This window comes from Pseudothioclava arenosa (genome assembly GCF_002358085.1).
Lineage (GTDB): Bacteria > Pseudomonadota > Alphaproteobacteria > Rhodobacterales > Rhodobacteraceae > Pseudothioclava > Pseudothioclava arenosa.
Genome location: NZ_NTJD01000001.1, coordinates 21,132 through 44,093, shown reverse-complemented (window position 1 = coordinate 44,093; position 22,962 = coordinate 21,132). Strand labels below are relative to the sequence as shown.

Here is a 22,962-nt window from a genome sequence, read left to right as displayed (position 1 = left end):
GCGATGTCGCCCGAAGAACTTGCCCTGATCCATGCCGCCTCCTTCACCACGCCGCGCCCGTGGTCGGCCCAGGAATTCGCCGATCTGCTCGACCAGCGTTTCAACTTCCTGCTCGACGAGCCGGGCGCGTTTCTGTTGGGGCGTGTGATTGCCGACGAAGCCGAGCTGCTGACCCTCGCCGTCGCCCCCGAAGCGCGGCGGCGCGGAGCAGGCGCGCGACTGGTGCGGACCTTCCTTGCGGCGGCACAAGATCGCGGCGCGGTCTCGGCCTTTCTGGAGGTCGCCGCCGACAACGAGGCCGCCCGCGCGCTGTATCGCCAGACCGGCTGGCGGGAATCGGGGCTGCGCAAGGGATACTATCAAAGCCCCGAAAACGCGCGGATTGACGCGGTTGTGATGAGCTATGCGCTCGATCCGGCGACCACCTGACCATTAGGTCAAAAAACTGCGCCGCTGGCGTGAAATCGCGCTTGACCACCCTAGGCTCCTCTGCCCAAATTCTCTCGGTCCGCGGGCCCCCTCGCCCGCCAACAAGGCGCCCGAACCGGAGCGCCATCCAATGACCGGGAGTGACCAATGACCCTTATGAAATCCTTCCTCGGTGCCGCGGCTTCGCTGGCCCTTTGCGCGGGTGCCGCGCTGGCGGAACCGGCGCTGATCTTCGATCTCGGCGGCAAATTCGACAAGAGCTTCAACGAAGCCGCCTATACCGGCGCGCAGCGTTGGGCCGACGAAACCGGCGGTTCCTACAAGGAACTGGAAATGCAATCCGAAGCCCAGCGTGAACAGGCGCTGCGCCGTCTGGCCCAGTCGGGCGCCAACCCGATCGTGATGACTGGCTTCGCCTTTGGCGACGTGCTCAACACCGTCGCGCCGGACTATCCCGAAACCAAATTCGCGATCATCGACATGGTCGTCGATCAGCCCAACGTGCGCTCGGTCGTGTTCACCGAGGAGCAGGGCTCCTACCTCGTCGGCATGATGGCGGCGCAGGCCTCGAAGACCGGCACCGTGGGCTTCATCGGCGGCATGGACATCCCGCTGATCCGCAAATTCGCCTGCGGCTATGTGCAGGGCGTCAAGGCCGTGAACCCCGATGCGAAGGTGATCCAGAACATGACCGGCACCACGCCGAGCGCCTGGAACGACCCGGTGAAGGGCTCGGAACTGACCAAGGCGCAGATCAGCCAGGGCGCCGACGTGATCTATGCCGCCGCGGGCGGCACCGGCATCGGCGTTCTGCAAACCGCCGCCGATGAGGGCATCCTGTCGATCGGCGTGGACAGCAACCAGAACCACCTGCATCCGGGCAAGGTGCTGACCTCGATGCTCAAGCGCGTGGACAACGCCGTCTATGACGCCTTCAAGGCGGGCGAGGCGATCGAGCCGGGCATCCATGTGATGGATCTCAAGGTCGATGGTGTGGGCTATGCGCTGGACGACAACAACGCAGCGCTTGTCTCGGATGAGATGAAGGCCGCCGTGGATGCCGCCGCGGAGAAGATCAAGGCGGGCGAGATCAGCGTCCACGACTACATGGCGGATAACACCTGCCCGGTCGAGTAATGCCGTCCGCAAATACACAGGGGGCGCAGCGGGATACCGCTGCGCCCTCCGCCCCGCCCCCGGCAATCGAATTGCGCGGGATTTCCAAGGCGTTCGGCCCGGTTCAGGCGAACAAGGATATCTCGATACGGGTGATGCCGGACACGATCCACGGCATCATCGGTGAAAACGGCGCGGGCAAATCGACACTGATGTCGATCCTTTACGGGTTCTACAAGGCCGACAAGGGCGAGATCCTGATCGACGGAACCCCCACCACCATCCCCGACAGCCAGGCCGCGATCCGCGCCGGCATCGGCATGGTGTTCCAGCATTTCAAGCTGGTGCAGAATTTCACGGTGCTAGAAAATATCATCCTCGGCGTCGAGGACGGCGCGCTCTTGCGCCCCTCGCTGTCGAAGGCGCGGCGCGAGCTGAAACGTCTGGCCGAGGAATACGGGCTCGAAGTCGACCCGGACGCGGTGATCGAAGAGCTCTCGGTCGGCCACCAGCAGCGTGTCGAGATCCTCAAGGCGCTCTATCGGCAGGCCAATATCCTCATTCTCGACGAGCCCACCGGCGTGCTGACCCCGGCCGAGGCCGACCACCTGTTTCGCATCCTCGACAACCTGCGCGCGCAGGGCAAAACCATCATCCTGATCACCCACAAGCTGCGCGAGATCATGGAAATCACCGATACGGTCAGCGTGATGCGCCGGGGCGAGATGACGGCCACGGTCAAGACCGCCGAGACCTCGCCCGAGGAACTGGCCGAGCTGATGGTCGGGCGCAAGGTGCTTCTGCATGTGCCCAAAGGCCCCGCCAACCCCGGCGAGACGGTGCTGGAAATCGAAGGGCTCCGCGTCACCGATGCCGATAAGGTCGAGCGGCTCAAGGGCATCAACCTCACGATCCGCGCGGGCGAAATTCTGGGCATCGCGGGGGTGGCGGGCAACGGCCAGTCCGAGCTGCTGGAGGTTCTGGGCGGCTATGCGCGCGCCACCGGCACGATCAAGGTCAACGGGCAGGAGATCGACCTGACCGGCAAGCATTCCGATGGCCAGTCGCGGCGCGCGCGCGGCATCGCCCATGTGCCCGAGGACCGGCATCACTACGGGCTGATCCTCGATTTCAGCGCGTGGGAGAACATGGTCTTCGGCTATCACAACGCGCCCGAATATCAGAAGAACGCCGCGATCATGGATAACGCGGGCATCATCGAAAAGACCGAAGCGGCGATGGAGCATTTCGACGTGCGCCCGCCGATTCCGTCCCTGCCAGCCAAGTCGTTTTCGGGCGGCAACCAGCAGAAAATCGTGCTGGCCCGCGAGATCGAGCGCAACCCTGACCTGCTCTTGGTCGGCCAGCCCACACGCGGCGTCGATATCGGCGCGATCGAGTTTATCCACCGTCGCATCGTCGAGCTGCGCGACGCGGGCAAGGCGGTGCTGCTGGTCTCGGTCGAGCTGGACGAGATCATGTCGCTCTCGGACCGTATCGCGGTGATGTTCGACGGCCAGATCATGGGCGAGCGTCTGCCCGCCGAGACCAACGAGCGCGAGCTGGGCCTGTTGATGGCGGGCGTGACCGAGACCGGAGGGGCGAGCTGATGGATAAACTTCCGGCTTGGGCCGACCTCGTTCTGGTTCCGCTGATCTCGCTTCTGCTGGCGGCGGTGATTTCGGTGCTGGTGATCCTCGCAATCGGGCAAGACCCGTGGGAGGCCGTGCGCGTGATGGTGCAAGGGGCGCTCGGCTCGCCCTATGGCTGGGGCTATACGCTCTACTACACCACCTCCTTCATCTTCACCGGGCTAGCGGTGACGGTTGCCTACCATGCCAGCCAGTTTAACATCGGCGGCGAAGGGCAGGCGCAGATCGGGGGCCTCGGCGTGGCGCTGGTCTGCCTCGCGCTGCCCTGGCCGCATTGGACGCTGGCGCTGCCCGCCGCGATGGTGGGGGCGGCGCTGTTCGGCGCGGCATGGGCTGCAATTCCGGCCTATCTGCAGGCGAAACGCGGCAGCCATATCGTGATTACCACGATCATGTTCAACTACATTGCCTCGGCGCTGATCGTATATCTACTGGTCGAGGTATTGCGCCCCGCCGGCCAGATGGACCCGGCCACGGCGCGGTTCCCGAAAGGCGCGGCGCTGCCGACCTTCCACGACATCCCCGGCCTGAACCTGATCTTTGACGCGCCCGTGCCCGCGAATGTCACCTTCCTGATTGCGGTTGCGGCCTGTTTCGCGGTCTGGGTGCTGTTGTGGCGCACGCGGCTTGGCTATGAGATCCGCGCCTTCGGCAAGTCCGAGCGCGCGGCGGTTTACGCGGGCATCTCGCCGGTCAAGGTGATCATGGTGGCGATGCTGATCTCGGGCGCGCTGGCCGGGCTGATGGCAATCAACAACGTTATGGGCGAGGCCGAGCGGCTTTTGCAGAACTCGGCCGAGGGGGCGGGCTTCATCGGGATCGCGGTGGCGCTGATGGGGCGCAACCACCCGCTGGGCGTGTTTCTCGCCGCGTTCCTCTTTGGCTTCCTCTATCAGGGCGGCGCCGAGATGGGGCTCTGGACCTCAATCCCGATCGAGTTGCGGCTGTTGTTGCAGGGCCTCGTGATCCTGTTCACCGGCGCGCTCGATAACATGGTGCGGATGATGCTGGTGCCCTTCTTCCGCAGCCGGAGGGCCGCCTGATGGATTACGCAACGCTTATTCAGGTTTCCGACTCGGCGCTGCGGCTGGCGACGCCCTTGCTGCTGGCCTGTCTCGCCGGACTGTTTTCCGAACGCTCGGGGATCTTCGACATCGGGCTTGAGGGCAAGATGCTGATGGCGGGCATGGCGTCGGGGGCTGCGGCCTATCTGACCGGCTCGGTCTGGCTGGGGATGTTCGCAGGCATCGGCGCTGCGATCCTGTTCTCGCTGATCCACGGCGTCGCCTCGATCACCTTCCGCGGCAATCAGCTGATCTCGGGCGTCGCGCTGAACTTCCTCGCCTCGGGGATGACGGTGCTGATCGCGCAGGCGCTGTTCCATCAGGGCGGGCGCACACCGCCCTTGTCGGGAGGTGCGCGGTTTACCCCGATCGAGCTGCCCTTTGCCGAGGCGCTGGCCGATGTGCCGATCCTCGGGCCCTTCTATGCCGAGGTGCTCTCGGGCCATTCCGCGCTGGTTTACGTGGCGCTGCTGGCGGTGCCGACGACGTGGTGGCTCTTGTATCGCACGCGCTTCGGGCTGCGGCTGCGCGCGGTGGGCGAGAACCCGGAATCAGTCGATACCGCCGGGATCTCGGTGGTGCGGCTACGCTATTCCGCCGTCATCATCACCGGCATCCTCTGCGGATTGGCGGGCGCCTACATGGCAACCGGGCTGCAGGCCGGGTTTGGCCGCGAGATGACCGCCGGGCGCGGCTATATCGCGCTCGCCGCGCTGATCTTTGCGAAATGGCGGCCTTGGTATGCGCTTTGGGCGACGCTCCTGTTCGGCTTTCTGCAGGCGCTGGCGCTGCGCCCCGACGTGATCGAGGGCACCTTCGGGCTGGCCATTCCGGTGTCGTTCCTCGATGCCCTGCCCTATATCCTGACGGTGATCGTGCTGGCCGGCTTTGTCGGCAAGGCGATCCCGCCCCGCGCCGGAGGACAGCCCTATGTCAAAGAGCGCTGAGCTTGCCGATCTGATCCGCGCCCGCGCAGGCGCCGAACCGCCCGCGATCGGGCTGGTTCTGGGCTCGGGTCTGGGCCATCTGGCCGAAGAGGTCGAGGGCGTCGCCATCCCCTATTCCGATCTGCCCGGCTTCCCGCATGCGGGCGTTTCGGGGCACAACCCCAAGCTGGTGATCGGCGATCTGGAAGGCGTGCGCGTCGCGGTGTTCGGCGGGCGGGTGCATTACTATGAACACGGCAACCCCGCCGAGATGCGCCTGCCGCTGGAAATCCTGCGCGAACTGGGCTGCGGGCAGCTGTTGCTGACCAATGCGGCGGGCTCGCTGCGCCCCGATATTCCGCCGGGCGGGCTGATGCTGCTGAATGACCACATCGCTTTTGCCGGCACCAACCCGCTGATTGGCGAGCCTTCGGACGCGCGTTTCGTGCCACTGACCGAGGCCCATGACGCCGAGATGCGCGCGGGGCTTCGCACTGCGGCCGAGGCGGTGAACGAGCCCCTGCCCGAGGGTGTCTATTGCTGGTTCTCGGGGCCTTCCTTCGAGACCCCGGCCGAGATTCGCGCGGCCCGCATCCTTGGCGCCGATGCCGTCGGCATGTCGACCGTGCCCGAGGTGATCCTCGCGCGGTTTCTGGGGCTGCGGGTGGCGGCGGTTTCGGTCATCACCAATATGGGCGCAGGGCTGGCCGACGAGCAGATCAGCCACGAGCAGACCAAGGCGATGGCGCCGCTGGGCGCCGCACGGCTTGAGCGTATCTTGCGACGATATCTGCAAGATTTCCGCTGAAACGCCGGCTTGGATTTGACTTCGCGTCAGTCGGGCTGCAAGACTGAAAGCCCATGTGACGCGAACCACCATGCAGATCTACCTCCCGATCGCCGAAGTTTCGGTCAATCTTTTCCTCCTGCTGGGGCTGGGCGGGCTGGTGGGCCTCTTGTCCGGCCTCTTTGGCGTGGGCGGCGGGTTCCTGATCACACCGCTTCTGTTCTTCATCGGCATCCCGCCCGCGGTCGCGGTGGCGACCGGGGCAAATCAGGTCGTTGCCTCATCGGTTTCCGGGGTTCTGGCGCAGTTCAAGCGCAAAGCGGTCGACGTGCCGATGGGGATCGTTCTGCTGGTCGGCGGTGTCGGCGGCTCGGCACTTGGGATCTGGGTGTTCAACCTGCTGACCGCGCTCGGGCAGATCGACCTTGTCGTGCAGCTTTGCTATGTCGTGTTCCTCGGCGCGATCGGGCTTTTGATGTTCCAGGAGGCGCTGCGCACGATGCGGCGCACGAAAAAGGGCGGCGCACGGCGCAAGCGCCATCAGCATCTCTGGCTGCATAACCTGCCGCTCAAGATGAAGTTCCGCGCCTCGGGGCTGTATATCTCGGTGATCCCGCCGCTGCTGGTGGGGCTGATCGTCGGGGTACTGGCGGCGATCATGGGCGTGGGCGGCGGCTTCATCATGGTGCCGGCGATGATCTACCTGCTCGGCATGCCGACCAAGGTGGTGATCGGCACCTCGCTGTTCCAGATCCTCTTCGTGTCGGCCTTCACCACCGCGATGCATGCGATCACCAACCAATCCGTCGATGTGATGCTGGCCCTGATGCTGATCGTGGGCGGCGTGATCGGCGCGCAATTCGGCTCGCGGCTGGGTGCGCGGCTCAATGCCGAACAGCTGCGCATCCTCTTGGCCCTGCTGGTCATTCTGGTCGCGGTAAAGCTGGGGCTTGAGCTGCTCCTGCGCCCTGACGAATTGTTCAGCCTGTTCCCGGGAGGCATCGGATGACCCGCCTCCTGACGCTTTTCGCCCTGCTTCTGGCCTGCGCCCTGCCAGCGCGCGGCGAAGAAATCGTCGCCGGGCTCAGCCGCGACAGCATTGGCATCACCGCGTCCTTCGACGGCTCGGAAATCCTGATCTACGGCGCGGTCAAGCGCAACGCGCCCGCCGCCCAGACGGGCGAGCTGCATGTGATCGTGACCCTCGAGGGCCCCTCCAGCGCCGTCACAATCCGCCGCAAGTCGCGCGAGATGGGGATCTGGGTCAATACCGACAGCCTCACTGTCGGCGCCGCACCCAGCTACTACGCGATCGCCTCTTCGGGACCGATGCACCTGATCCTCGACCCGGTCGAGGACGTGCAGCAGCGCATCTCGATCCCGCTCGCCGTGCGCGCTTTCGCGGGCCCGGTGCAGATGTCGGACGTGCGCCCCTTCACCCAGGCCCTGCTGCGCATCCGCGAGGAAGAAGGTCTTTATAAGGAAGAAGAAGGCGCCGTGCGGATCGTCGAAGATACGCTGTTCCGCGCCGATTTCGAGCTGCCCGCCAACCTGATCGAGGGCGATTACAAGACCCGCATCTTCCTCGTGCGCGACAGCCATATCATCGACCGCTACCAATCCGCGATCTATGTGCGCCGGGTCGGGCTTGAACGCTGGCTCTACGTTCTGGCGCAGGACTACGCGCCGCTTTACGCGCTCCTGTCGCTGGCGCTGGCGGTGTTTTCGGGCTGGGCGGCGGCGGCGGTGTTCCGGTTGATCCGCAGCTGATCAGCCCCGCCCGACAAAGGGCATCTCGGTCGCCATCACCGTCATCTGCAGCACATTCGCGCCGGGCGGCAGGCTGGCCATATGCATGACCGCGCGCGCCACATTGGCCACCTCCATCACCGGCTCCGCCCCCTTGGTCGCCGAACCGTCGATCCCGGCCAAAAGCCCCGTCGCGGCATTGCCCACATCAATCTGCCCCGCCGCGATGCCAAAGCCGCGCCCGTCCAGCGCGAGCTGCTTGGTCATGCCGTTGATCGCGTGTTTCGTGGTGGTATAGGCCAGCGAGCGCGGCCGCGGCACCTGACCCGAGATCGAGCCGTTATTGATGATCCGCCCGCCCTGCGGGTCCTGACGCCGCATCTGCCCAAAGGCCGCGCGCGCGCAAAGGAACATGCCGGTCAGGTTGACCGCAACGCAGGCGTTCCAATCGTCCAGCGCGACCTCATCGGGCAGGGCCGCGGGCGGGAACATGCCCGCATTGTTGAACAGCACGTCGATGCGCCCGAAATGCGCAACCGTGGCGGCAAAACCTGCCTCGACCGCGGCCGGATCGCTCACGTCGCAGGCCAGCGCGAGGCCATCGCCCTTTGCCGCAACCTCTTCAAGCGGCCCAAGGCTGCGCGCAAGGCAGGCCACCTGCCAACCCTCGGCCAGCGCCAGTTCCGCCACCGCGCGCCCGATCCCGGCGCTTGCGCCCGTCACCACCATCACAGCCATCAGCTCTCCTCCCCGGTTTCCGCCCGCAATTGCAAGGTTGCCGTACCCGTCGGCAGATCCTCGATCCCCAAAGGCGCCGAGGGCCGCGCCAGCCGGTTGCGCGTCACCCATAACAGCCGGTGCTCGGCCCGGGTGATCGCCACATAGGTCAGGCGTTTCCACAGAGGGATGCCAGCTTCGGTCCGCCCCGCGCGAAACGCCGCGTAGATGTCGGGGGCGAAGACCTGCACATCTTCCCACTGGCTGCCCTGCGCCTTGTGAATCGTGACGGCCGCGCCATGCAGGAACGCCGCCCCCATCCGCGCCGCGTAGGGGATGAAGGGCTCTTCCTGATCGGGGATCTCGATCTTGATGATCGAGGCGGCGGAGAGGCGCGGATCTTCCGCCCCCATCACATGCAGGCGCGAAAAGCCAGGCTTCTTGCCAGGGCCGAGGTAGACCACCTGCGCGCCCTTGATCAGTCCGCGCGCCTCGAGGTCGATGCGCTTCTTGCGGTGCTTCAACGGCAGCTCGATCCCGTCGCAGATCAGCGGCTCGCCCGGCAGCAACTGGTCGGCGGGGGCGCCAAAGGCCGAGCGAAACGCATGAATCAGCCGGATCCGCGTCGCGTTGCGCCAGACCAGCACCGGCGAGCGCGCCATCAGGTCGCTTTCCACCCGCTCGGCCCAGACCACGCGGGGATCGCGCTTGGCGGCCTCGGCCACCATCCGCTCGAAACCATAGAAATCAAGGCTCTCATCGGCCAGCGCATGGGCGAGATCGAGGATCGGGTTGTCCTGCGTCTGGCGGTGGATGCGGTGCAGCACATGCTTGGCGGGCTCGGGCAGACGCTCAAAGCACATCTGCCCCGACTGGTTCACCGGCGCCAGCTGCGCGGGGTCGCCAAACAGCACCAGCGTCGGGAAAATCTCACGCAGGTCGTCGAACTGGCGCTCGTCCAGCATCGAGGCCTCATCGACAAAGCCGATATCGAGCGGGTCTTCGCGCCGCTTCCAGCCCTGGATGAAATCGGAGCCGCGCAGCCCCGCCGCCGCCAGCGCGCCGGGGATCGACTTGTTCAGCTCGTAGAAGGCCTTGGCGCGATCGAGCGCCTCCTCGCTCAGCCCGTCGATCGGCAGCGCGTCGATCGTGGGGCGCGTGCCCTGCCCGGCCAGCCATTCGGCAATCGCCTCATAGGCGGGGGCATAGACCGGCGTATAAAGAATGCGGTGGATCGTGGTCGCGGGCACGCCACGGCTGCGCAACACGCTCGCCGCCTTGTTCGTAGGCGCCAGGATGGCCAGCGTGCGCCGGTCCTTGCGGCGACGGCCCTCGTAATCACCCGAGACCACCTCGACCCCCGCCTCGTCGAGCGCCTTGTACAGCTCGGCCAGCAACAGCGTCTTGCCCGAGCCCGCCTTGCCGATCACCGACATGACCCGGTTGCCGCCCCCATCTGGCGACAGCGTGCCCTCGACGATATCGACGCCCGCCGCCTCCAGCGCCTCGGCCACGGCATCCCAGGCCTCGGCCTGATCGTCAGAGAATTGCACACGCATCGGAAGGGTCATGGCGCGACCATACAGGGGCACCCAAGACGACAAAAGGGGCCGTGGCCCCTTCTGCTTTCATCGAGCGAAAAATACTCTCGGGGGGCCGAGGCGCAGCCTCGGCGGGGGCAGACAGCCCCCTCTGCGCCCTCAGGCTGCCGCCGACTGCGGAGCCGCCAGAGCCACGATATCCATCATGATCCGGTTCAGCTCGAAGTCCTTGGGCGTGTAGACACGCGCCACGCCGAAGCCGCGCAGTTTCGCCGCGTCCTCGTCGGGGATGATGCCGCCCACCACGACCGGCACGTCGGTCAGGCCAGCGGCGCGCATCCGCTCCATCAGCTCTTCGATCAGCGGGATGTGGCTTCCCGACAGGATCGACAGGCCCACCACATGCGCCTCTTCCTCGATCGCCTTGGCGACGATCTGCTCGGGCGTCAGGCGGATGCCATCATAGGTGATGTCCATGCCGCAATCGCGGGCGCGGAAGGCGATTTGCTCGGCGCCGTTCGAGTGGCCATCCAGCCCCGGCTTGCCGACCAGAAACTTCAGGCGGCGGCCCAGTTGGGTCGAGACCGCATCCACCGCCTCGCGGATGTCATCGAGGCCTTGCGTGTTGTTCGAGGGCGACTTCGACACGCCGGTCGGGCCGCGATACTCACCGTGGACCGAGCGCATGACGCCCGCCCATTCGCCGGTGGTGGCGCCGGCCTTGGCGGCGGCGATCGAGGCGGGCATGACGTTTTTGCCCGCCCGTGCAGCCTCGCGCAGCGCCGCCAGCGCGGCCTGAACCGCGGCCTCGTCACGCTCGGCACGCCAGGAGGCCAGACGCTCGATCTGCTCGGCCTCGACGGCCGGATCGACGACCATGATGCCGCCATCGCCCGCGGTCAGCGGCGAAGGCTCGCCCTGCTGCCAGCGGTTCACACCGACGACGATGGTTTCCTCGGCCTCGATCTTGTTGATCCGCTCGGCGTTGGATTCGACCAGGCGGCCCTTCATGTAATCGATCGCCGCGATCGCGCCGCCCATGCCGTCGATCGTCGACAGCTCCTGGCGCGCGCCATCCTTCAGCGCCTCGACCTTGGCGGTCACGGCGGGGTTGCCGTCGAACAGGTCGCCATATTCCAGAAGGTCGGTTTCATAGGCCATGATCTGCTGCATGCGCAGCGACCATTGCTGATCCCACGGGCGCGGCAGGCCCAGCGCCTCGTTCCAGGCGGGCAGCTGCACGGCGCGGGCGCGCGCGTTTTTCGACAGCGTCACCGCCAGCATCTCGATCAGGATGCGGTAGACGTTGTTTTCCGGCTGCTGCTCGGTCAGGCCGAGCGAGTTCACCTGCACGCCATAGCGGAAGCGGCGGTATTTCGCGTCTTCGATGCCATAGCGGTCGCGGCAGATTTCGTCCCAGAGCTCGGTGAAGGCGCGCATCTTGCACATCTCGGTCACAAACCGGATGCCCGCGTTCACGAAGAACGAGATCCGCCCGACCATTTCCGGGAAGGCCTCGGTCGGGACCTTGTTTTTCAGATCGTCGAGCACCGCGATGGCGGTCGCGAGCGCAAAGGCCAGCTCCTGCTCCGGCGTCGCGCCGGCCTCTTGCAGGTGGTAGGAACACACGTTCATCGGGTTCCATTTCGGCAGATGTTCACGCGTGTAGGCGGCGACATCGGTAATCATCGCGAGGCTGGGCTTCGGCGGGCAGATATAGGTGCCGCGCGACAGGTATTCTTTGACCAGATCGTTCTGCACCGTGCCTTGCAGCTTGGACACGTCAGCGCCCTGCTCTTCGGCAACCGCGATATAGAGCGACAGCAGCCACGGCGCGGTGGCGTTGATCGTCATCGAGGTGTTCATCTGCTCAAGCGGGATCTGGTCGAACAGCGCGCGCATGTCGCCCAGATGGCACACCGGCACGCCGACCTTGCCGACCTCGCCACGCGCGAGCACGTGATCCGAATCGTAGCCGGTCTGCGTGGGTAGATCGAAGGCCACCGAGAGGCCGGTCTGGCCCTTGGAAAGGTTCATCCGATAAAGCTCGTTCGACTTTTTCGCAGTCGAATGGCCCGCATAGGTGCGGAACAGCCAGGGCTTGTCTTTGGCGGGTTTGGTGCTGTCGGTCATGGCAGGCTCCCGAGTCCATGTCGATTCTGATTTCCGCAAGAAAATTGCGGGACGCACCCAGATAGACGAAAGAAAGTGTCCCTGTCAATTCGCCGCGCCGCGGCAAAAAGCGAAACCCGGCGTCGTGCAACTTTATTTAGCAGGCGCTGGGGCTTGGGCGATACATTAGTCCATAAGTGAGACAGAAAATTACAAAATCGCTACGTCAGCTATTGCTTTGTTGCGCAGCCGTTTGTATCTCACTCATGGAACGCCGCCCGATTCTGCGATGCGGCAAATACGAACAGGAGAGAGCCATGGCCCTTGATCAGAACACCGGGATCGCGCCCTACGAAGCCCCGGAGAAGGACCTCTACGAAATCGGCGAAATGCCGCCCCTCGGCTATGTTCCGAAGAACATGTACGCCTGGGCGATCCGTCGCGACCGTCACGGTGAGCCGGACAAGTCCTTCCAGGTGGAAGTCGTGCCGACCTGGGAAATCGACAGCCACGAAGTGCTCGTCCTGGTGATGGCCGCGGGCGTGAACTACAACGGCATCTGGGCAGGCCTCGGCGTGCCGATCTCGCCCTTCGACGGCCACAAGCAGCCCTATCACATCGCCGGCTCGGATGCTTCGGGCATCGTCTGGGCCGTGGGCGACAAGGTGAAGAACTGGAAAGTCGGCGATGAAGTCGTGGTGCACTGCAACCAGGACGACGGCGACGACGAAGAGTGCAACGGCGGCGACCCGATGTTCTCGCCCTCGCAGCGGATCTGGGGCTACGAGACCCATGACGGCTCCTTCGCGCAGTTCACCCGCGTGCAGGCGCAGCAGCTGATGCGTCGCCCCAAGCACCTGACCTGGGAAGAAAGCGCCTGCTACACGCTGACGCTGGCGACCGCCTACCGGATGCTGTTCGGCCATGCCCCGCATGACCTGCAGCCGGGCCAGAACGTGCTGGTCTGGGGCGCCTCGGGCGGCCTCGGCTCCTTCGCGATCCAGCTGATCAACGCGGCCGGCGCCAATGCCATCGGCGTGATCTCGGATGAAGACAAGCGCGACTTCGTGATGGGCCTGGGCGCCAAAGGCGTGATCAACCGCAAGGACTTCAAATGCTGGGGGCAACTGCCCAAGGTGAACTCGGAAGAGTATAACATCTGGCTGAAAGAGGCTCGCAAGTTCGGCAAGGCGATCTGGGACATCACCGGCAAGGGCGTGAACGTCGACATGGTCTTTGAACACCCCGGTGAGGCAACCTTCCCGGTGTCTTCGCTGGTGGTGAAAAAAGGCGGCATGGTGGTGATCTGCGCCGGCACCTCGGGCTTCAACTGCACCTTCGACGTGCGCTACATGTGGATGCACCAGAAGCGTCTGCAGGGCTCGCACTTCGCGCATCTGAAGCAGGCCTCGGCCGCCAACAAGCTGATGATCGAGCGTCGCATCGATCCGTGCATGTCGGAAGTCTTCCCCTGGGACGAAATTCCGCAGGCGCATATCAAGATGCTCCGCAACGAGCACAAGCCGGGCAACATGGCCGTGCTCGTACAGGCGCCGAAAACCGGCCTGCGGACGTTTGAGGACGCATTGGAGGCTGGCCCCAAGGCGTAATGCCTTGTCTTCAATGCTGCCCGCGCTCCCCCAGGAGCGCGGGCTTTTTCATGCGCGAAAGCCGGGCCAAGAGCCCGGCTTTGTCATATTTCAAGGGATCTGATCGAATCAGCCGTGTGCGGCGTGGCAGTCACAGCCGCAGCAGGACGTGGCCGTATGCGCGGCCAGCCAGTCCGAGAGCGCGGCCGGTTCAGGCGGCAACATCTGCGCGATATCGCCCGCAAAGGCCTCGAAGGCCTCCGCGTTCAGGTCATTCAGCCCGACGATCACCGGAATACCCTGCATCAGAGCCTCGGCGATCAGGTCGCGAAACCCGCGCCCCTCGGCCTCGTGCTTGCCGAACTTGTTGACGATCAGAAGGTCTGCGCCCTCGGCCAGCGCGTCGCCCACCAGCTGCACCGCCTGTTCCAGCACCGACGGATCAAGGCGACAGCCGCGCGAGCCCGTGCCCAGAGATTGCGAAATGCGCAGGATCTGCCCCTGCGGCAGAACCTGCACATCCATGTCGCAATGATGGGTGCCGGCAATCGTGTGATTGACCTGCACCGTGCCGACCACCCGAAGCCCGCGGGTGCGGGCCTCGGCGGCCAGATCGGACAGCAGGCGGTTCGTCTCGCCCCGCCCGGGAGCCTGTAGCGCTGCGAGAATCATGCCTGCCTCTCGTTACTTGGCCGGTTTGACCACACCGCGTGCCTCAAGATCGGCCACCACTTCGCGGTAGCGATCCAGATAGCCCGCGGGCAGATCATGCGCGATCCCCTGGTGACAGTCGATACAGGTCTTGCCGGTGTCGATCGCCTCTTCGTGGGCGTTCCCCGCGCGGCTTTCCTGCATCACGAAGTCCATCGTCTCGAAGGAGTGGCAGTTCCGGCATTCCTGCGAGTCGTTGCGCTTCATCCGCTCCCATTCATGCGCGGCCAGTTCGATGCGCATCGCCTCGAATTTCTCGGGCGTGTCGATCGAGTGGGTGATGAAATGACCGTAAAGCTCTTTCGAGGCCTTGATCTTGCGGATGATCTTGGGCGCCCATTCCTTCGGCACGTGGCAATCCGGGCAGGAGGCCTGCACGCCGGCCGCGTTGGCATCGTGGGGCGAGCCGGTGTACTCGGCATAGACGTTGTCGCGCATCTCGTGACACGAGATACAGAAGGTCTCGGTGTTGGTCAGTTCCAGAACGGTGTGGAAGCCGCCCCAGAAGATGATCCCGCCCACAAAACCGCCCACCAGAAGCGTGCCAAGGGCGATCGAGCCAGACGGCCGCGCGATGAAATTCCAGGTGCGGCGGATCAGGCCGGGTCGCGGATCGGTCGGTTTGTTCTCAGACATGTTCTTTCTCCCGATGGCGAGGCCAGATTATTTGCCGGAGGCGCGGAAGACGTTTTCCACCAGTTCGGGGGCGTCAAGCTGCGGCACGTGGCACTGGTTGCAGAACCAGCGACGCGAAGCGACCTGATCGCCCTGAATGCCATCGCGGTCGGTATAGTGGGTCATCGAGATCATCGGCGCGCTGCGATCGGCGGCGTTCTTCCACTCGTGGCAGGTCAGGCACTCGTTGGTCTTGAGGTCGATCTGATACTTCTCGATCGTGTGCGGGATCAGCGGCGGCTGCTGCGCGAAGGTGCGGGCAAAGCGCTGTTTTTCCTGCAGGTAGTTATCCTGGACATTGACCTCCTCATTGACCTGCGCGCCGCGCAGGGAGGTGACGGAGGCATCCTGTGCCAGCACGAGACCGGCAGAGAAGGCGACGGCGGCGCCGGCCAGAACGCTGATTTTGGCGAGTCTTTTCATGGCTGTGGTCTCCCGTAAGAAATCAGGCGGCACGGTTGCACGGTGCCGAGGAAGGGGTTGCATCTTCTTCTCCACGGCCGGGCGAGGGCCGCGTGTCGAAACGGTGGGTAAACTGGAACACATCCTGCGCGCAGACATCGATGCACCGCCCGCAGTTGGTGCAATCGCCGGACAGGATGAGCGGGGTGTCGGTGCCCTTGCCGCGGAGCGCAGGGGTGATGACATGCATCTCGGGGCAGACGGCGAAGCAATCCATGCAATCGTCGCATTTGGCGCGATCGACCGCCGTCACCCGAAGCAGCGATTTCGCGCCGAGCAGGTCGTAGAAGGCGCCGACCGGGCAGATATGGCCGCACCAGCCCCGGCGCGAGACGAACAGGTCGAACAGGAACACCGCAATCACGAAGGTCCAGGCGAAACCGATGCCAAACACCAGCCCGCGTTGCAGCATGGTGATCGGGTTGACGAATTCCCACGCGATGGTGCCGGTCAGGGCCGAGGCCGCGAACACCATGCCCAGCATCCAGTAGCGGGTCTCGCGCTTGGGCTGCCAGCCCTTCGGCATGCCGAGTTTCTCGTGCAGCCAATGCGCGCCATCGGTCACCGGGTTGATCGGGCAGACCCACGAGCAATAGACCCGCCCGCCAATCAGCGCATAAGTCACGCCGACGATCAGAGCGCCCAGAAGCGCGGTGAACTCGGGCCAGTATTGCGCGGCGATGCCTTGCAGGAGCACCAGCGGATCGGTCAGCGGCAGCACATCGAGCGTGAGCGAACCCGCAAGGTTCCCCTTGACCAGCCACAGTCCGAACCACGGGCCGATCAGGAAGATCAGCAGGAACGCCGCCTGCGAGATCCGCCGCAGCAGCAGGTATTTATGCGCCCCGATCCAGCCCTTGGTGCGGATCGCTTCTTGTCCGGTCGGGAGTTTGGTCTTTGCACTCATTGCCCGGTCCCTCCCATCGGAAGCTTGAAGGCAGGCTCGAAACCGCCCGGAGCGGCAAGGTTGTCGGTGCCGGGCCCGGGCAGGCGGTCGGGCAGGTCGATCAGCCCATCCACCAGGGGCGCGCCGTTCTCGTCCATCTGCTCCCAACCAAGACGGTAATGTTCGCCGAGCTGACCACGCGCCAGCCGCACCGGCAGCACCTTGATCGCGGCTTCGGGCAGCACGCAGGATTTCTCGCATTTGCCGCAGCCGGTGCAGAACTCGGCATGGACGACCGGCATGAAGATCGCGTGGTGGCCCGAGCGGGCATTGTGTTCACGTTCCAGCGTGATCGCCTCGTCGATGACCGGGCAGACGCGGTAGCAGACGTCGCAGCGCAGGCCCAGCGCATTGAGGCAGTTTTCTTCGTCGACCAGCACGGCGATGCCCATCTTGGCCTCGTCGATATCGGTCAGCCCATGGTCCAGCGCCCCGGTCGGGCAGGCTTTGACGCAGGGAATGTCGTCGCACATCTCGCAGGGGATGTTGCGGGCGGTAAAGAAGGGCGTGCCGGTCGCGGCGCCATCGACGCCCAGCTCGGCCAGCACCAGCGTGTCATAGGGGCAGTCGCGCACGCAAAGCCCGCATCGGATACAGGCCGCGAGGAAATCCTCTTCAGGCAGGGCGCCCGGCGGACGCAATGCCTCGGCCGGAAGCGCGCGCGCATCGCGGGCATAAAGCGACAGGAGTGTGCCCGCCACCGCGCAGCCTGCGGCGGCCCGCGCCGTATCCATCAGGAAACGGCGGCGATCCATAGCCTTGGGCTTCTTCGGGGCGGACATCACATTCTCCTTTTGCGGCTAGAGGGACGGAGGGGCCGTCAGGCCCGCTCCACCTTGCAAGCGCATTTCTTGTAGTCGGTCTCTTTCGAGATCGGGCAGGTCGCATCGAGCGTCAGCTGGTTGGTCAGCTGGCCCTCATCGAACCAGGGCATGAACACGAGGCCTTGCGGCGGCTTGTTCCGGCCACGGGTTTCGACACGCGAGACGATCGAACCGCGACGGGTCGAGATCCGGATCTCCTGGCCGCGTTTGAGCCCGCGCGCCTGCGCGTCCTCGGGGTGCATGAACACCACCGCCGCCGGGAAGGCCTTGTGCAGCTCGGGCACACGGCGGGTCATCGAGCCCGAGTGCCAGTGTTCGAGCACGCGGCCGGTGGCCAGCCAGAGGTCAAACTCGGCATCCGGGCTTTCCGCCGGCGGCTCGTAGGGCGCGAAGATGATCGCGGCCTTGCCATCGGGCTTGCCGTAGAACTTCACGCCTTCGCCCTTCTTGACGTAGGGGTCATAGCCCTCGCGGAAGCGATAGAGCGTTTCCTTGCCATCGACCACCGGCCAGCGCAGACCGCGGGCGTTGTGGTAGGTATCGAAATCGGCGAGGTCGTGGGCGTGGCCGCGACCGAAGTTCGCATATTCCTCGAACAGGCCTTTCTGCAGGTAGAAGCCGAAGTCCTTCGATTCCGCGTTGTTGAAGCCGTCATAGGTATCGGCCAGCGGGAACTTGTTGACCACGCCGTTGGTGTAGAGCACCTCGTAGAGGGTCTTGCCGCGCAGCTCGGGCTTCTGGGCCAGAAGCTCTTCCGGCCAGACTTCGTCGGTGGTGAAGTATTTCGAGAATTCGACCACCTGCCAGACGTCCGACTTCGCCTCGCCGGGCGCGTCGACCTGCTGGCGCCAGAACTGGGTGCGGCGCTCGGCGTTACCATAGGCGCCTTCCTTCTCAACCCACATCGCGGTGGGCAGGATCAGGTCGGCGGCCAGCGCGGTCACGGTCGGGTAGGGATCGGACACGGCGATGAAGTTTTCCGGGTTGCGATAGCCCGGATAGCCTTCTTCGTTCATGTTCGGCGCGGCCTGCATGTTGTTGGTGCACTGAACCCAATAGGCATTCAGTTTGCCGTCTTTCAGCATGCGGTGCTGCAGAACCGCGTGATAGCCGGGTTTCTCCGGGATCGTGCCTTTCGGGATGCCCCAGGCGGTTTCGCAGATGTCGCGGTGTTTCTCATTGTTCACCACCATGTCGGCGGGCAGGCGGTGGGCGAAGGTGCCCACTTCGCGCGCGGTGCCGCAGGCCGAGGGCTGACCGGTCAGCGAGAAGGGCGAGTTGCCCGGCTCGGAGATTTTGCCGACCAGCAGGTGCACGTTGTACATCAGCGAGTTCACCCACGAGCCGCGGGTGTGCTGGTTGAAGCCCATCGTCCAGAGCGACATCACCTTGCGGTTCGGATCGGCATATTGCTTGGCCAGCCAGATCAGTTTCTCTTCCGGAACGCCCGAGAGTTTCGAGACCTTTTCAAGCGTGTATTCGCTGACGGCGGCCTTGTATTCCTCGAAGGTCATCGGTTCGAGCTTGCCCGCCGCGGGGTTGGCCGCCGCCTGTTCGAGCGCGTGCTCGGGGCGCAGGCCATAGCCGATGTCGGTCGGCGTGCGGGTGAAGTTGACGTTCTTGTTCACGAAGTCCCAGTTCACCGCATCGTTTTCGATGATGTAATTGGCGATGAAGTTCAGGATCGCGAGGTCGGTCTGCGGCACGAAGATCATGCCGTTGTCGGCCAGCTCAAACGAACGGTGTTCGAAGGTCGAGAGCACGTGCACTTCGGCGCCCGGCTTGGTCAGGCGGGTGTCGGTGAGGCGCGACCACAGGATCGGGTGCATCTCGGCCATGTTCGAGCCCCAGAGCACGAAGGTATCGGCGTGCTCGAGGTCGTCATAGCAGCCCATCGGCTCGTCGATGCCGAAGGTGCGGATGAAGCCGGCCACGGCCGAGGCCATGCAGTGGCGCGCGTTCGGGTCGATGTTGTTCGAGCGGAAGCCCGCCTTCATCAGCTTGGAGGCGGCATAGCCTTCCCAGATCGTCCACTGGCCCGAGCCGAACATACCGACCGAGGTCGGCCCCTTGTTCTTCAGCGCCTCTTTCCATTTCTGCGCCATGGTGCTGAAGGCTTCTTCCCACGAGACCGGGGTGAAATCGCCTTCCTTGTCATAGACGCCGTTCTTCTTGCGCAGCAGCGGCTGGGTCAGGCGGTCCTGGCCATACATGATCTTGGACAGGAAATAGCCCTTGATGCAGTTCAGGCCGCGGTTCACCGGGGCTTCGGGGTCGCCCTGAGTGGCGACGACGCGGCCCTCTTTCACACCCACCAGAACCGAGCAGCCCGTGCCGCAGAAGCGGCAGGCGGCCTTGTCCCAGCGGATGCCGTCGGCGGCGGCGGTTGCAGGCGCGGCCGGCAGCGTGATGCCCGCAGCCGAAGCGGTCGCGGCGGCGGCGGTGGCCTTCAGAATGGAGCGGCGCGTGGTATCGATCGTCATGGCTTGGTCTCCGGGATCAGGAATTGGTGGGGGCGGGCTCGTCTTCGAGCTCCTCGAAATGGTGATAGGTCAGCGTCACGCCGAGCACGCCGGGGATCTGGTGCAAGGCCATGATCTGGTCGGACGCGCGCTGCGTTTCGGTGTCTTCGATCGTGACGACGATCCGGCCCTTTTCATGGGCATGGACTTCGCCGCCCTCGGTGGCTTCGATTGCCGCGATCACGGCGGCGGTCTCTGCCGGGTTGGTCTGCACGAGGCAGCCGCAGATATTCAGCATGGCCGGGTCTCCATGAGGGGTTGAGGCGTGAAGGGATGAAGCGAGATCGCGCCCGCCGGGCAGGGCTGAGCGCAGGCGCCGCAGCCGGTGCAGCGTTCGGCGTCGAATTGCGGCTCCGAGCAGCCGCCGGGCAGCAGACGAAACCGGATCGCCTGCGCGTCGCAATGGTCTTCGCAGATCCGGCATTGCACGGCGTTCTTCGACAGGCAGGCGTCATTGGCGGCCGCGCGCCACGGGAACGCCCGGCCCGCCACCAGCGCGCCGGTCTCGCAGGCGGCGGTGCAGGCGCCGCAAAACGTGCAGGCACCCTCGCGGATATCCAGAACCGGAAAGCCCTCGGCATCGCGCATCAAAATCCCCTCGGGGCAGGCGCGCGCGCAATCGCCGCATTGGGTGCAGGCCTCTTCAAACGCCATCGGTGCCAATGCACCGATCGGCCGCGGGTGACGCGGCAAATCAAAACGCCCGCGCAGCAAGGCGCGACGTTCAGACATCACCTCGGCGGCGCTCAGACTCGACTGAGATTGGGAGGTGGCTAGGGAAGAGGACGGCGCTTTGCGCATCGATCATCACCGGGCTTAATTCGCCCCCTGATAGACGCCACACCCCCTTTCTGGCCTTGATTTAAATCAGATCACCTCTCGTTTTCGTGAGCTGCCGTGAGGTCGCCAGCCGCCATCACGCGATGAAAATCCGTGCGGGCATTTCGAGCAAGACCTTGATCTTCCGAATGAAAACTGCCGCTACGTAACCGTCAATCACGCGATGATCGAAACTTGCGGAAATATTCATCATCTGACGCGGGACAAAATCGTGACCGTTCCATTGCGGGCGCGTGACGATCTTGTTGATGCCCAGAATCGCCACTTCGGGCGGATTGACCAGCGGTGTCGTGGCGATTGCGCCCAAGGGGCCGAGCGAGGTCACTGTAAAGGTCGACCCGGTCAGTTCCTCGCGGCTGGCGCGGCCCGCCCGGGCAGCCTCAGCCAGACGCGCGATCTCGCGGGCGGCCTCGTGCAGGCCCAGCGCCTCGGCATGACGCAGGACCGGCACCACCAGACCCGCCTCGGTCGCGGTGGCGATGCCCAGATGCAGCGCCTCGAAACGGATGATCTCACCGGCGGCATCGTCGTAATGGGCGTTGATCTCGGGGTGATCGCGCAGGGCCCGCGCCAACGCCGCGGCGATGAAGGGCAAGAGCGTGAGCTTGGGCGCCTCGGGGGTCTCGGCGTTCAACGCGGCGCGCAGCTCTTCGATCTGGGTCACGTCGACCTCTTCGACGATGGTGATCTGAGGGATGCGCGCATGGGCCTCTTGCAGCCGCTCCGATATCTTGCGGCGCAACCCGATCACCGGAATACGGGTCTCGCCGCTGCGACGGGGCGCCTTGCCCGCGGTTGCCCGCAGCGCCGCCTCGAGGTCCGAAGCGGTCACCCGCCCTTCAGGCCCGGTGCCGATCAGATCGCTCAGCTCGATCCCGGCCTCTTTCGCCTTGGCGCGGGTCGCGGGGGCGGCCTGCACAGGCGCGGTCTGCGGCGCGCGGGGCGGCGGCGAGGGCTCCAGCCCGAGATAGGCGCCGAAATCATCCTCCTCGGCCGAGGCCGGTTCCGCCGCCTTGGCCGGAGGCGGCACTTCGGCCGCGCCTTCGGCCTCGATCGTCAGTAGCGTGCCGCCCACGGCGATCATCTCGCCCACGGCGCCGCCCAGCTCGACCACGCGACCCGCCACCGCCGAGGGGATCTCGACGCTGGCCTTGTCGGTCATCACACAGGCCAGCACGTCATCTTCCTGCACCAGATCGCCGGGCTGCACCGCCCATTCGACCAGTTCCGCCTCGGTCACGCCTTCGCCGATATCAGGCAGTTTCACGGTGATCAGCGTCATCTCTCACTCCTCAAGCGATTTGCGCAGCGCGCGGGCCACGCGGGCGGGGCTGGGGAAATAGGCCCATTCGGCGGCATGGGGATAGGGCGTGTCCCAGCCGGTCACACGCTGCATCGGGCTTTTCAGGTGCCAGAAGCAGTGCTCCTGCAGCTCGGCGATCAACTCGGCCCCAAAGCCCGAGGTGCGCGTGGCCTCGTGCACCACCACGCAGCGCCCGGTCTTGCGCAGGGAGGCGGTGACCGTCTCAAGGTCCAGCGGCAAAAGCGTGCGCAGGTCGATGATTTCGGCGTCGATGCCGGTCTCGGCGACGGCGGCCTCGGCGATATAGACCATCGTGCCATAGGCCAGCACGGTGACCTGGCTGCCCGGTCGGCGGATCGCGGCGCGGCCCAGCGGCACGGTGTAATAGCCTTCCGGCACCTCGGCCTCGGGATGACCCGCCCAGCCCTGCGACTTGCCCGAATGATCGCCGTAGAACGGCCCGTTATAGAGCCGCTTCGGCTCGAAAAACATCACCGGGTCCGGGTCTTCGATCGCGGCGATCAGGAGGCCCTTGGCGTCATACGGGGTCGAGGGCATCACCACCTTCAGCCCCGCGACATGGGTGAACAGCGCCTCGGGGCTTTGGCTATGGGTCTGGCCGCCGAAAATGCCGCCACCCGCGGGCAGGCGGATCGTCAGCGGGCAGGTGAAATCGCCCGCCGAGCGGTGCCGCAGGCGCGAGGCTTCCTGCGTGATCTGGTCGTAGCCCGGATAGACGTAATCGGCGAATTGCATCTCGACGCAGGGGCGCATGCCCTGCGCGGCCATGCCGATCGCCATGCCGACGATGGCGCTTTCGTTGATCGGCGTGTCGAAAACCCGCTCTTCGCCGTATTTCTTCTGTAGCCCTGCGGTGCAGCGAAACACGCCGCCGAAATAGCCGACATCCTCGCCGAAGATCACCACCTTCGGGTCGCGCGCCAGCATCACATCCATCGCGTCGCGCAGCGCCTCGATCATCGTCATCTGTGCCATG

At 65.1% G+C, this 22,962-nt stretch carries 22 protein-coding genes; 9 read left to right on the top strand and 13 right to left on the bottom strand.

What is annotated here, in order from left to right; translation table 11 throughout:
- Positions 1-3 precede the first annotated feature (3 nt).
- The 8 genes from rimI to CLN94_RS00190 all read left to right on the top strand — a co-directional run bounded on the left by rimI (position 4) and on the right by CLN94_RS00190 (position 7,744).
- Entirely contained in the window at positions 4-429 is a 426-nt protein-coding gene (gene rimI / locus CLN94_RS00225; protein ID WP_096429831.1) for a ribosomal protein S18-alanine N-acetyltransferase, read from the top strand.
- A 147-nt stretch (positions 430-576) separates the two neighbouring features.
- Positions 577-1,566: a BMP family lipoprotein gene (locus tag CLN94_RS00220; protein ID WP_096429829.1), complete on the top strand. Its 990-nt coding sequence runs from the start codon at positions 577-579 to the stop codon at positions 1,564-1,566.
- The gene (locus CLN94_RS00215; protein ID WP_096429827.1) at positions 1,566-3,155 is read left to right on the top strand and encodes an ABC transporter ATP-binding protein; all 1,590 of its coding nucleotides are present in this window, start codon (positions 1,566-1,568) and stop codon (positions 3,153-3,155) included. Before CLN94_RS00220 ends, CLN94_RS00215 begins: the two co-directional genes overlap by 1 nt.
- On the top strand, positions 3,155-4,240 hold the full coding sequence (locus tag CLN94_RS00210; RefSeq protein ID WP_096429825.1) for an ABC transporter permease: 1,086 nt from the start codon (positions 3,155-3,157) through the stop codon (positions 4,238-4,240). The genes CLN94_RS00215 and CLN94_RS00210 overlap by 1 nt, the downstream gene beginning before the upstream one ends.
- On the top strand, positions 4,240-5,208 hold the full coding sequence (locus CLN94_RS00205; protein ID WP_096429823.1) for an ABC transporter permease: 969 nt from the start codon (positions 4,240-4,242) through the stop codon (positions 5,206-5,208). The genes CLN94_RS00210 and CLN94_RS00205 overlap by 1 nt, the downstream gene beginning before the upstream one ends.
- Positions 5,192-5,995 carry a purine-nucleoside phosphorylase gene (locus CLN94_RS00200; protein WP_096429821.1) on the top strand — a complete coding sequence of 268 codons (804 nt, stop codon included), beginning with the start codon at positions 5,192-5,194 and terminating at the stop codon, positions 5,993-5,995. The genes CLN94_RS00205 and CLN94_RS00200 overlap by 17 nt, the downstream gene beginning before the upstream one ends.
- Before the next feature lie 70 nt (positions 5,996-6,065).
- Positions 6,066-6,983, top strand: a complete 918-nt coding sequence (locus CLN94_RS00195; protein ID WP_096429819.1) for a sulfite exporter TauE/SafE family protein — start codon at positions 6,066-6,068, stop codon at positions 6,981-6,983.
- The gene (locus tag CLN94_RS00190) at positions 6,980-7,744 is read left to right on the top strand and encodes a TIGR02186 family protein (RefSeq protein WP_096429817.1); all 765 of its coding nucleotides are present in this window, start codon (positions 6,980-6,982) and stop codon (positions 7,742-7,744) included. The genes CLN94_RS00195 and CLN94_RS00190 overlap by 4 nt, the downstream gene beginning before the upstream one ends.
- Here the strand turns inward: CLN94_RS00190 and CLN94_RS00185 are convergent, their stop codons facing one another.
- The 3 genes from CLN94_RS00185 to CLN94_RS00175 form a co-directional block, all read right to left on the bottom strand.
- Positions 7,745-8,461 (bottom strand): SDR family oxidoreductase, encoded by a 717-nt coding sequence (locus tag CLN94_RS00185; protein WP_096429815.1) that lies wholly within the window; start codon positions 8,459-8,461, stop codon positions 7,745-7,747. It abuts the gene before it with no gap.
- Positions 8,461-10,011: an ATP-dependent DNA helicase gene (locus tag CLN94_RS00180; RefSeq protein ID WP_096429813.1), complete on the bottom strand. Its 1,551-nt coding sequence runs from the start codon at positions 10,009-10,011 to the stop codon at positions 8,461-8,463. Before CLN94_RS00180 ends, CLN94_RS00185 begins: the two co-directional genes overlap by 1 nt.
- 129 nt (positions 10,012-10,140) lie before the next feature.
- Positions 10,141-12,114 (bottom strand): protein meaA, encoded by a 1,974-nt coding sequence (locus CLN94_RS00175; protein ID WP_096429811.1) that lies wholly within the window; start codon positions 12,112-12,114, stop codon positions 10,141-10,143.
- 296 nt (positions 12,115-12,410) lie between these two features.
- On the opposite strand from CLN94_RS00175, the gene ccrA reads away from it, so the two are divergent.
- On the top strand, positions 12,411-13,703 hold the full coding sequence (gene ccrA, locus CLN94_RS00170) for a crotonyl-CoA carboxylase/reductase (RefSeq protein ID WP_096430664.1): 1,293 nt from the start codon (positions 12,411-12,413) through the stop codon (positions 13,701-13,703).
- Positions 13,704-13,811: 108 nt separating this feature from the next.
- Here the strand turns inward: ccrA and CLN94_RS00165 are convergent, their stop codons facing one another.
- The 10 genes from CLN94_RS00165 to CLN94_RS00120 all read right to left on the bottom strand — a co-directional run bounded on the left by CLN94_RS00165 (position 13,812) and on the right by CLN94_RS00120 (position 22,961).
- A complete protein-coding gene (locus CLN94_RS00165; protein WP_096429809.1) occupies positions 13,812-14,354 on the bottom strand; it encodes a DUF2478 domain-containing protein in 543 nt (180 codons plus the stop codon).
- 12 nt (positions 14,355-14,366) lie between these two features.
- Complete coding sequence (locus tag CLN94_RS00160; RefSeq protein ID WP_096429807.1) at positions 14,367-15,029, bottom strand: NapC/NirT family cytochrome c; 663 nt, start codon at positions 15,027-15,029, stop codon at positions 14,367-14,369.
- Positions 15,030-15,056: 27 nt separating this feature from the next.
- Positions 15,057-15,491: a nitrate reductase cytochrome c-type subunit gene (locus tag CLN94_RS00155; RefSeq protein WP_096429805.1), complete on the bottom strand. Its 435-nt coding sequence runs from the start codon at positions 15,489-15,491 to the stop codon at positions 15,057-15,059.
- A 22-nt stretch (positions 15,492-15,513) separates the two neighbouring features.
- A complete protein-coding gene (napH, locus tag CLN94_RS00150; RefSeq protein WP_096429803.1) occupies positions 15,514-16,437 on the bottom strand; it encodes a quinol dehydrogenase ferredoxin subunit NapH in 924 nt (307 codons plus the stop codon).
- Complete coding sequence (gene napG, locus CLN94_RS00145) at positions 16,434-17,258, bottom strand: ferredoxin-type protein NapG (RefSeq protein WP_096429801.1); 825 nt, start codon at positions 17,256-17,258, stop codon at positions 16,434-16,436. The genes napH and napG overlap by 4 nt, the downstream gene beginning before the upstream one ends.
- A 38-nt stretch (positions 17,259-17,296) precedes the next feature.
- Entirely contained in the window at positions 17,297-19,783 is a 2,487-nt protein-coding gene (gene napA, locus CLN94_RS00140) for a nitrate reductase catalytic subunit NapA (protein WP_096429799.1), read from the bottom strand.
- A 16-nt stretch (positions 19,784-19,799) separates the two neighbouring features.
- Positions 19,800-20,060, bottom strand: a complete 261-nt coding sequence (locus CLN94_RS00135; RefSeq protein WP_096429797.1) for a chaperone NapD — start codon at positions 20,058-20,060, stop codon at positions 19,800-19,802.
- Positions 20,054-20,554, bottom strand: a complete 501-nt coding sequence (locus CLN94_RS00130; protein WP_096429795.1) for a ferredoxin-type protein NapF — start codon at positions 20,552-20,554, stop codon at positions 20,054-20,056. Before CLN94_RS00130 ends, CLN94_RS00135 begins: the two co-directional genes overlap by 7 nt.
- A gap of 184 nt (positions 20,555-20,738) precedes the next feature.
- On the bottom strand, positions 20,739-21,944 hold the full coding sequence (locus CLN94_RS00125) for a dihydrolipoamide acetyltransferase family protein (RefSeq protein ID WP_096429793.1): 1,206 nt from the start codon (positions 21,942-21,944) through the stop codon (positions 20,739-20,741).
- Between the two features lie 3 nt (positions 21,945-21,947).
- Entirely contained in the window at positions 21,948-22,961 is a 1,014-nt protein-coding gene (locus tag CLN94_RS00120; protein WP_096429791.1) for an alpha-ketoacid dehydrogenase subunit beta, read from the bottom strand.
- Position 22,962 lies beyond the last annotated feature (1 nt).

Excerpts from the sequence above, each read along its gene's own strand:
- rimI (WP_096429831.1), top strand. The coding sequence starts at position 4 with ATGTCGCCCGAAGAACTTGCCCTGATCCATGCCGCCTCCTTCACCACG.
- CLN94_RS00220 (WP_096429829.1), top strand. The coding sequence starts at position 577 with ATGACCCTTATGAAATCCTTCCTCGGTGCCGCGGCTTCGCTGGCCCTT.
- CLN94_RS00215 (WP_096429827.1), top strand. The coding sequence starts at position 1,566 with ATGCCGTCCGCAAATACACAGGGGGCGCAGCGGGATACCGCTGCGCCC.
- CLN94_RS00210 (WP_096429825.1), top strand. The coding sequence starts at position 3,155 with ATGGATAAACTTCCGGCTTGGGCCGACCTCGTTCTGGTTCCGCTGATC.
- CLN94_RS00205 (WP_096429823.1), top strand. The coding sequence starts at position 4,240 with ATGGATTACGCAACGCTTATTCAGGTTTCCGACTCGGCGCTGCGGCTG.
- CLN94_RS00200 (WP_096429821.1), top strand. The coding sequence starts at position 5,192 with ATGTCAAAGAGCGCTGAGCTTGCCGATCTGATCCGCGCCCGCGCAGGC.
- CLN94_RS00195 (WP_096429819.1), top strand. The coding sequence starts at position 6,066 with ATGCAGATCTACCTCCCGATCGCCGAAGTTTCGGTCAATCTTTTCCTC.
- CLN94_RS00190 (WP_096429817.1), top strand. The coding sequence starts at position 6,980 with ATGACCCGCCTCCTGACGCTTTTCGCCCTGCTTCTGGCCTGCGCCCTG.
- CLN94_RS00185 (WP_096429815.1), bottom strand. The coding sequence starts at position 8,461 with ATGGCTGTGATGGTGGTGACGGGCGCAAGCGCCGGGATCGGGCGCGCG.
- CLN94_RS00180 (WP_096429813.1), bottom strand. The coding sequence starts at position 10,011 with ATGACCCTTCCGATGCGTGTGCAATTCTCTGACGATCAGGCCGAGGCC.
- CLN94_RS00175 (WP_096429811.1), bottom strand. The coding sequence starts at position 12,114 with ATGACCGACAGCACCAAACCCGCCAAAGACAAGCCCTGGCTGTTCCGC.
- ccrA (WP_096430664.1), top strand. The coding sequence starts at position 12,411 with ATGGCCCTTGATCAGAACACCGGGATCGCGCCCTACGAAGCCCCGGAG.
- CLN94_RS00165 (WP_096429809.1), bottom strand. The coding sequence starts at position 14,354 with ATGATTCTCGCAGCGCTACAGGCTCCCGGGCGGGGCGAGACGAACCGC.
- CLN94_RS00160 (WP_096429807.1), bottom strand. The coding sequence starts at position 15,029 with ATGTCTGAGAACAAACCGACCGATCCGCGACCCGGCCTGATCCGCCGC.
- CLN94_RS00155 (WP_096429805.1), bottom strand. The coding sequence starts at position 15,491 with ATGAAAAGACTCGCCAAAATCAGCGTTCTGGCCGGCGCCGCCGTCGCC.
- napH (WP_096429803.1), bottom strand. The coding sequence starts at position 16,437 with ATGAGTGCAAAGACCAAACTCCCGACCGGACAAGAAGCGATCCGCACC.
- napG (WP_096429801.1), bottom strand. The coding sequence starts at position 17,258 with ATGTCCGCCCCGAAGAAGCCCAAGGCTATGGATCGCCGCCGTTTCCTG.
- napA (WP_096429799.1), bottom strand. The coding sequence starts at position 19,783 with ATGACGATCGATACCACGCGCCGCTCCATTCTGAAGGCCACCGCCGCC.
- CLN94_RS00135 (WP_096429797.1), bottom strand. The coding sequence starts at position 20,060 with ATGCTGAATATCTGCGGCTGCCTCGTGCAGACCAACCCGGCAGAGACC.
- CLN94_RS00130 (WP_096429795.1), bottom strand. The coding sequence starts at position 20,554 with ATGTCTGAACGTCGCGCCTTGCTGCGCGGGCGTTTTGATTTGCCGCGT.
- CLN94_RS00125 (WP_096429793.1), bottom strand. The coding sequence starts at position 21,944 with ATGACGCTGATCACCGTGAAACTGCCTGATATCGGCGAAGGCGTGACC.
- CLN94_RS00120 (WP_096429791.1), bottom strand. The coding sequence starts at position 22,961 with ATGGCACAGATGACGATGATCGAGGCGCTGCGCGACGCGATGGATGTG.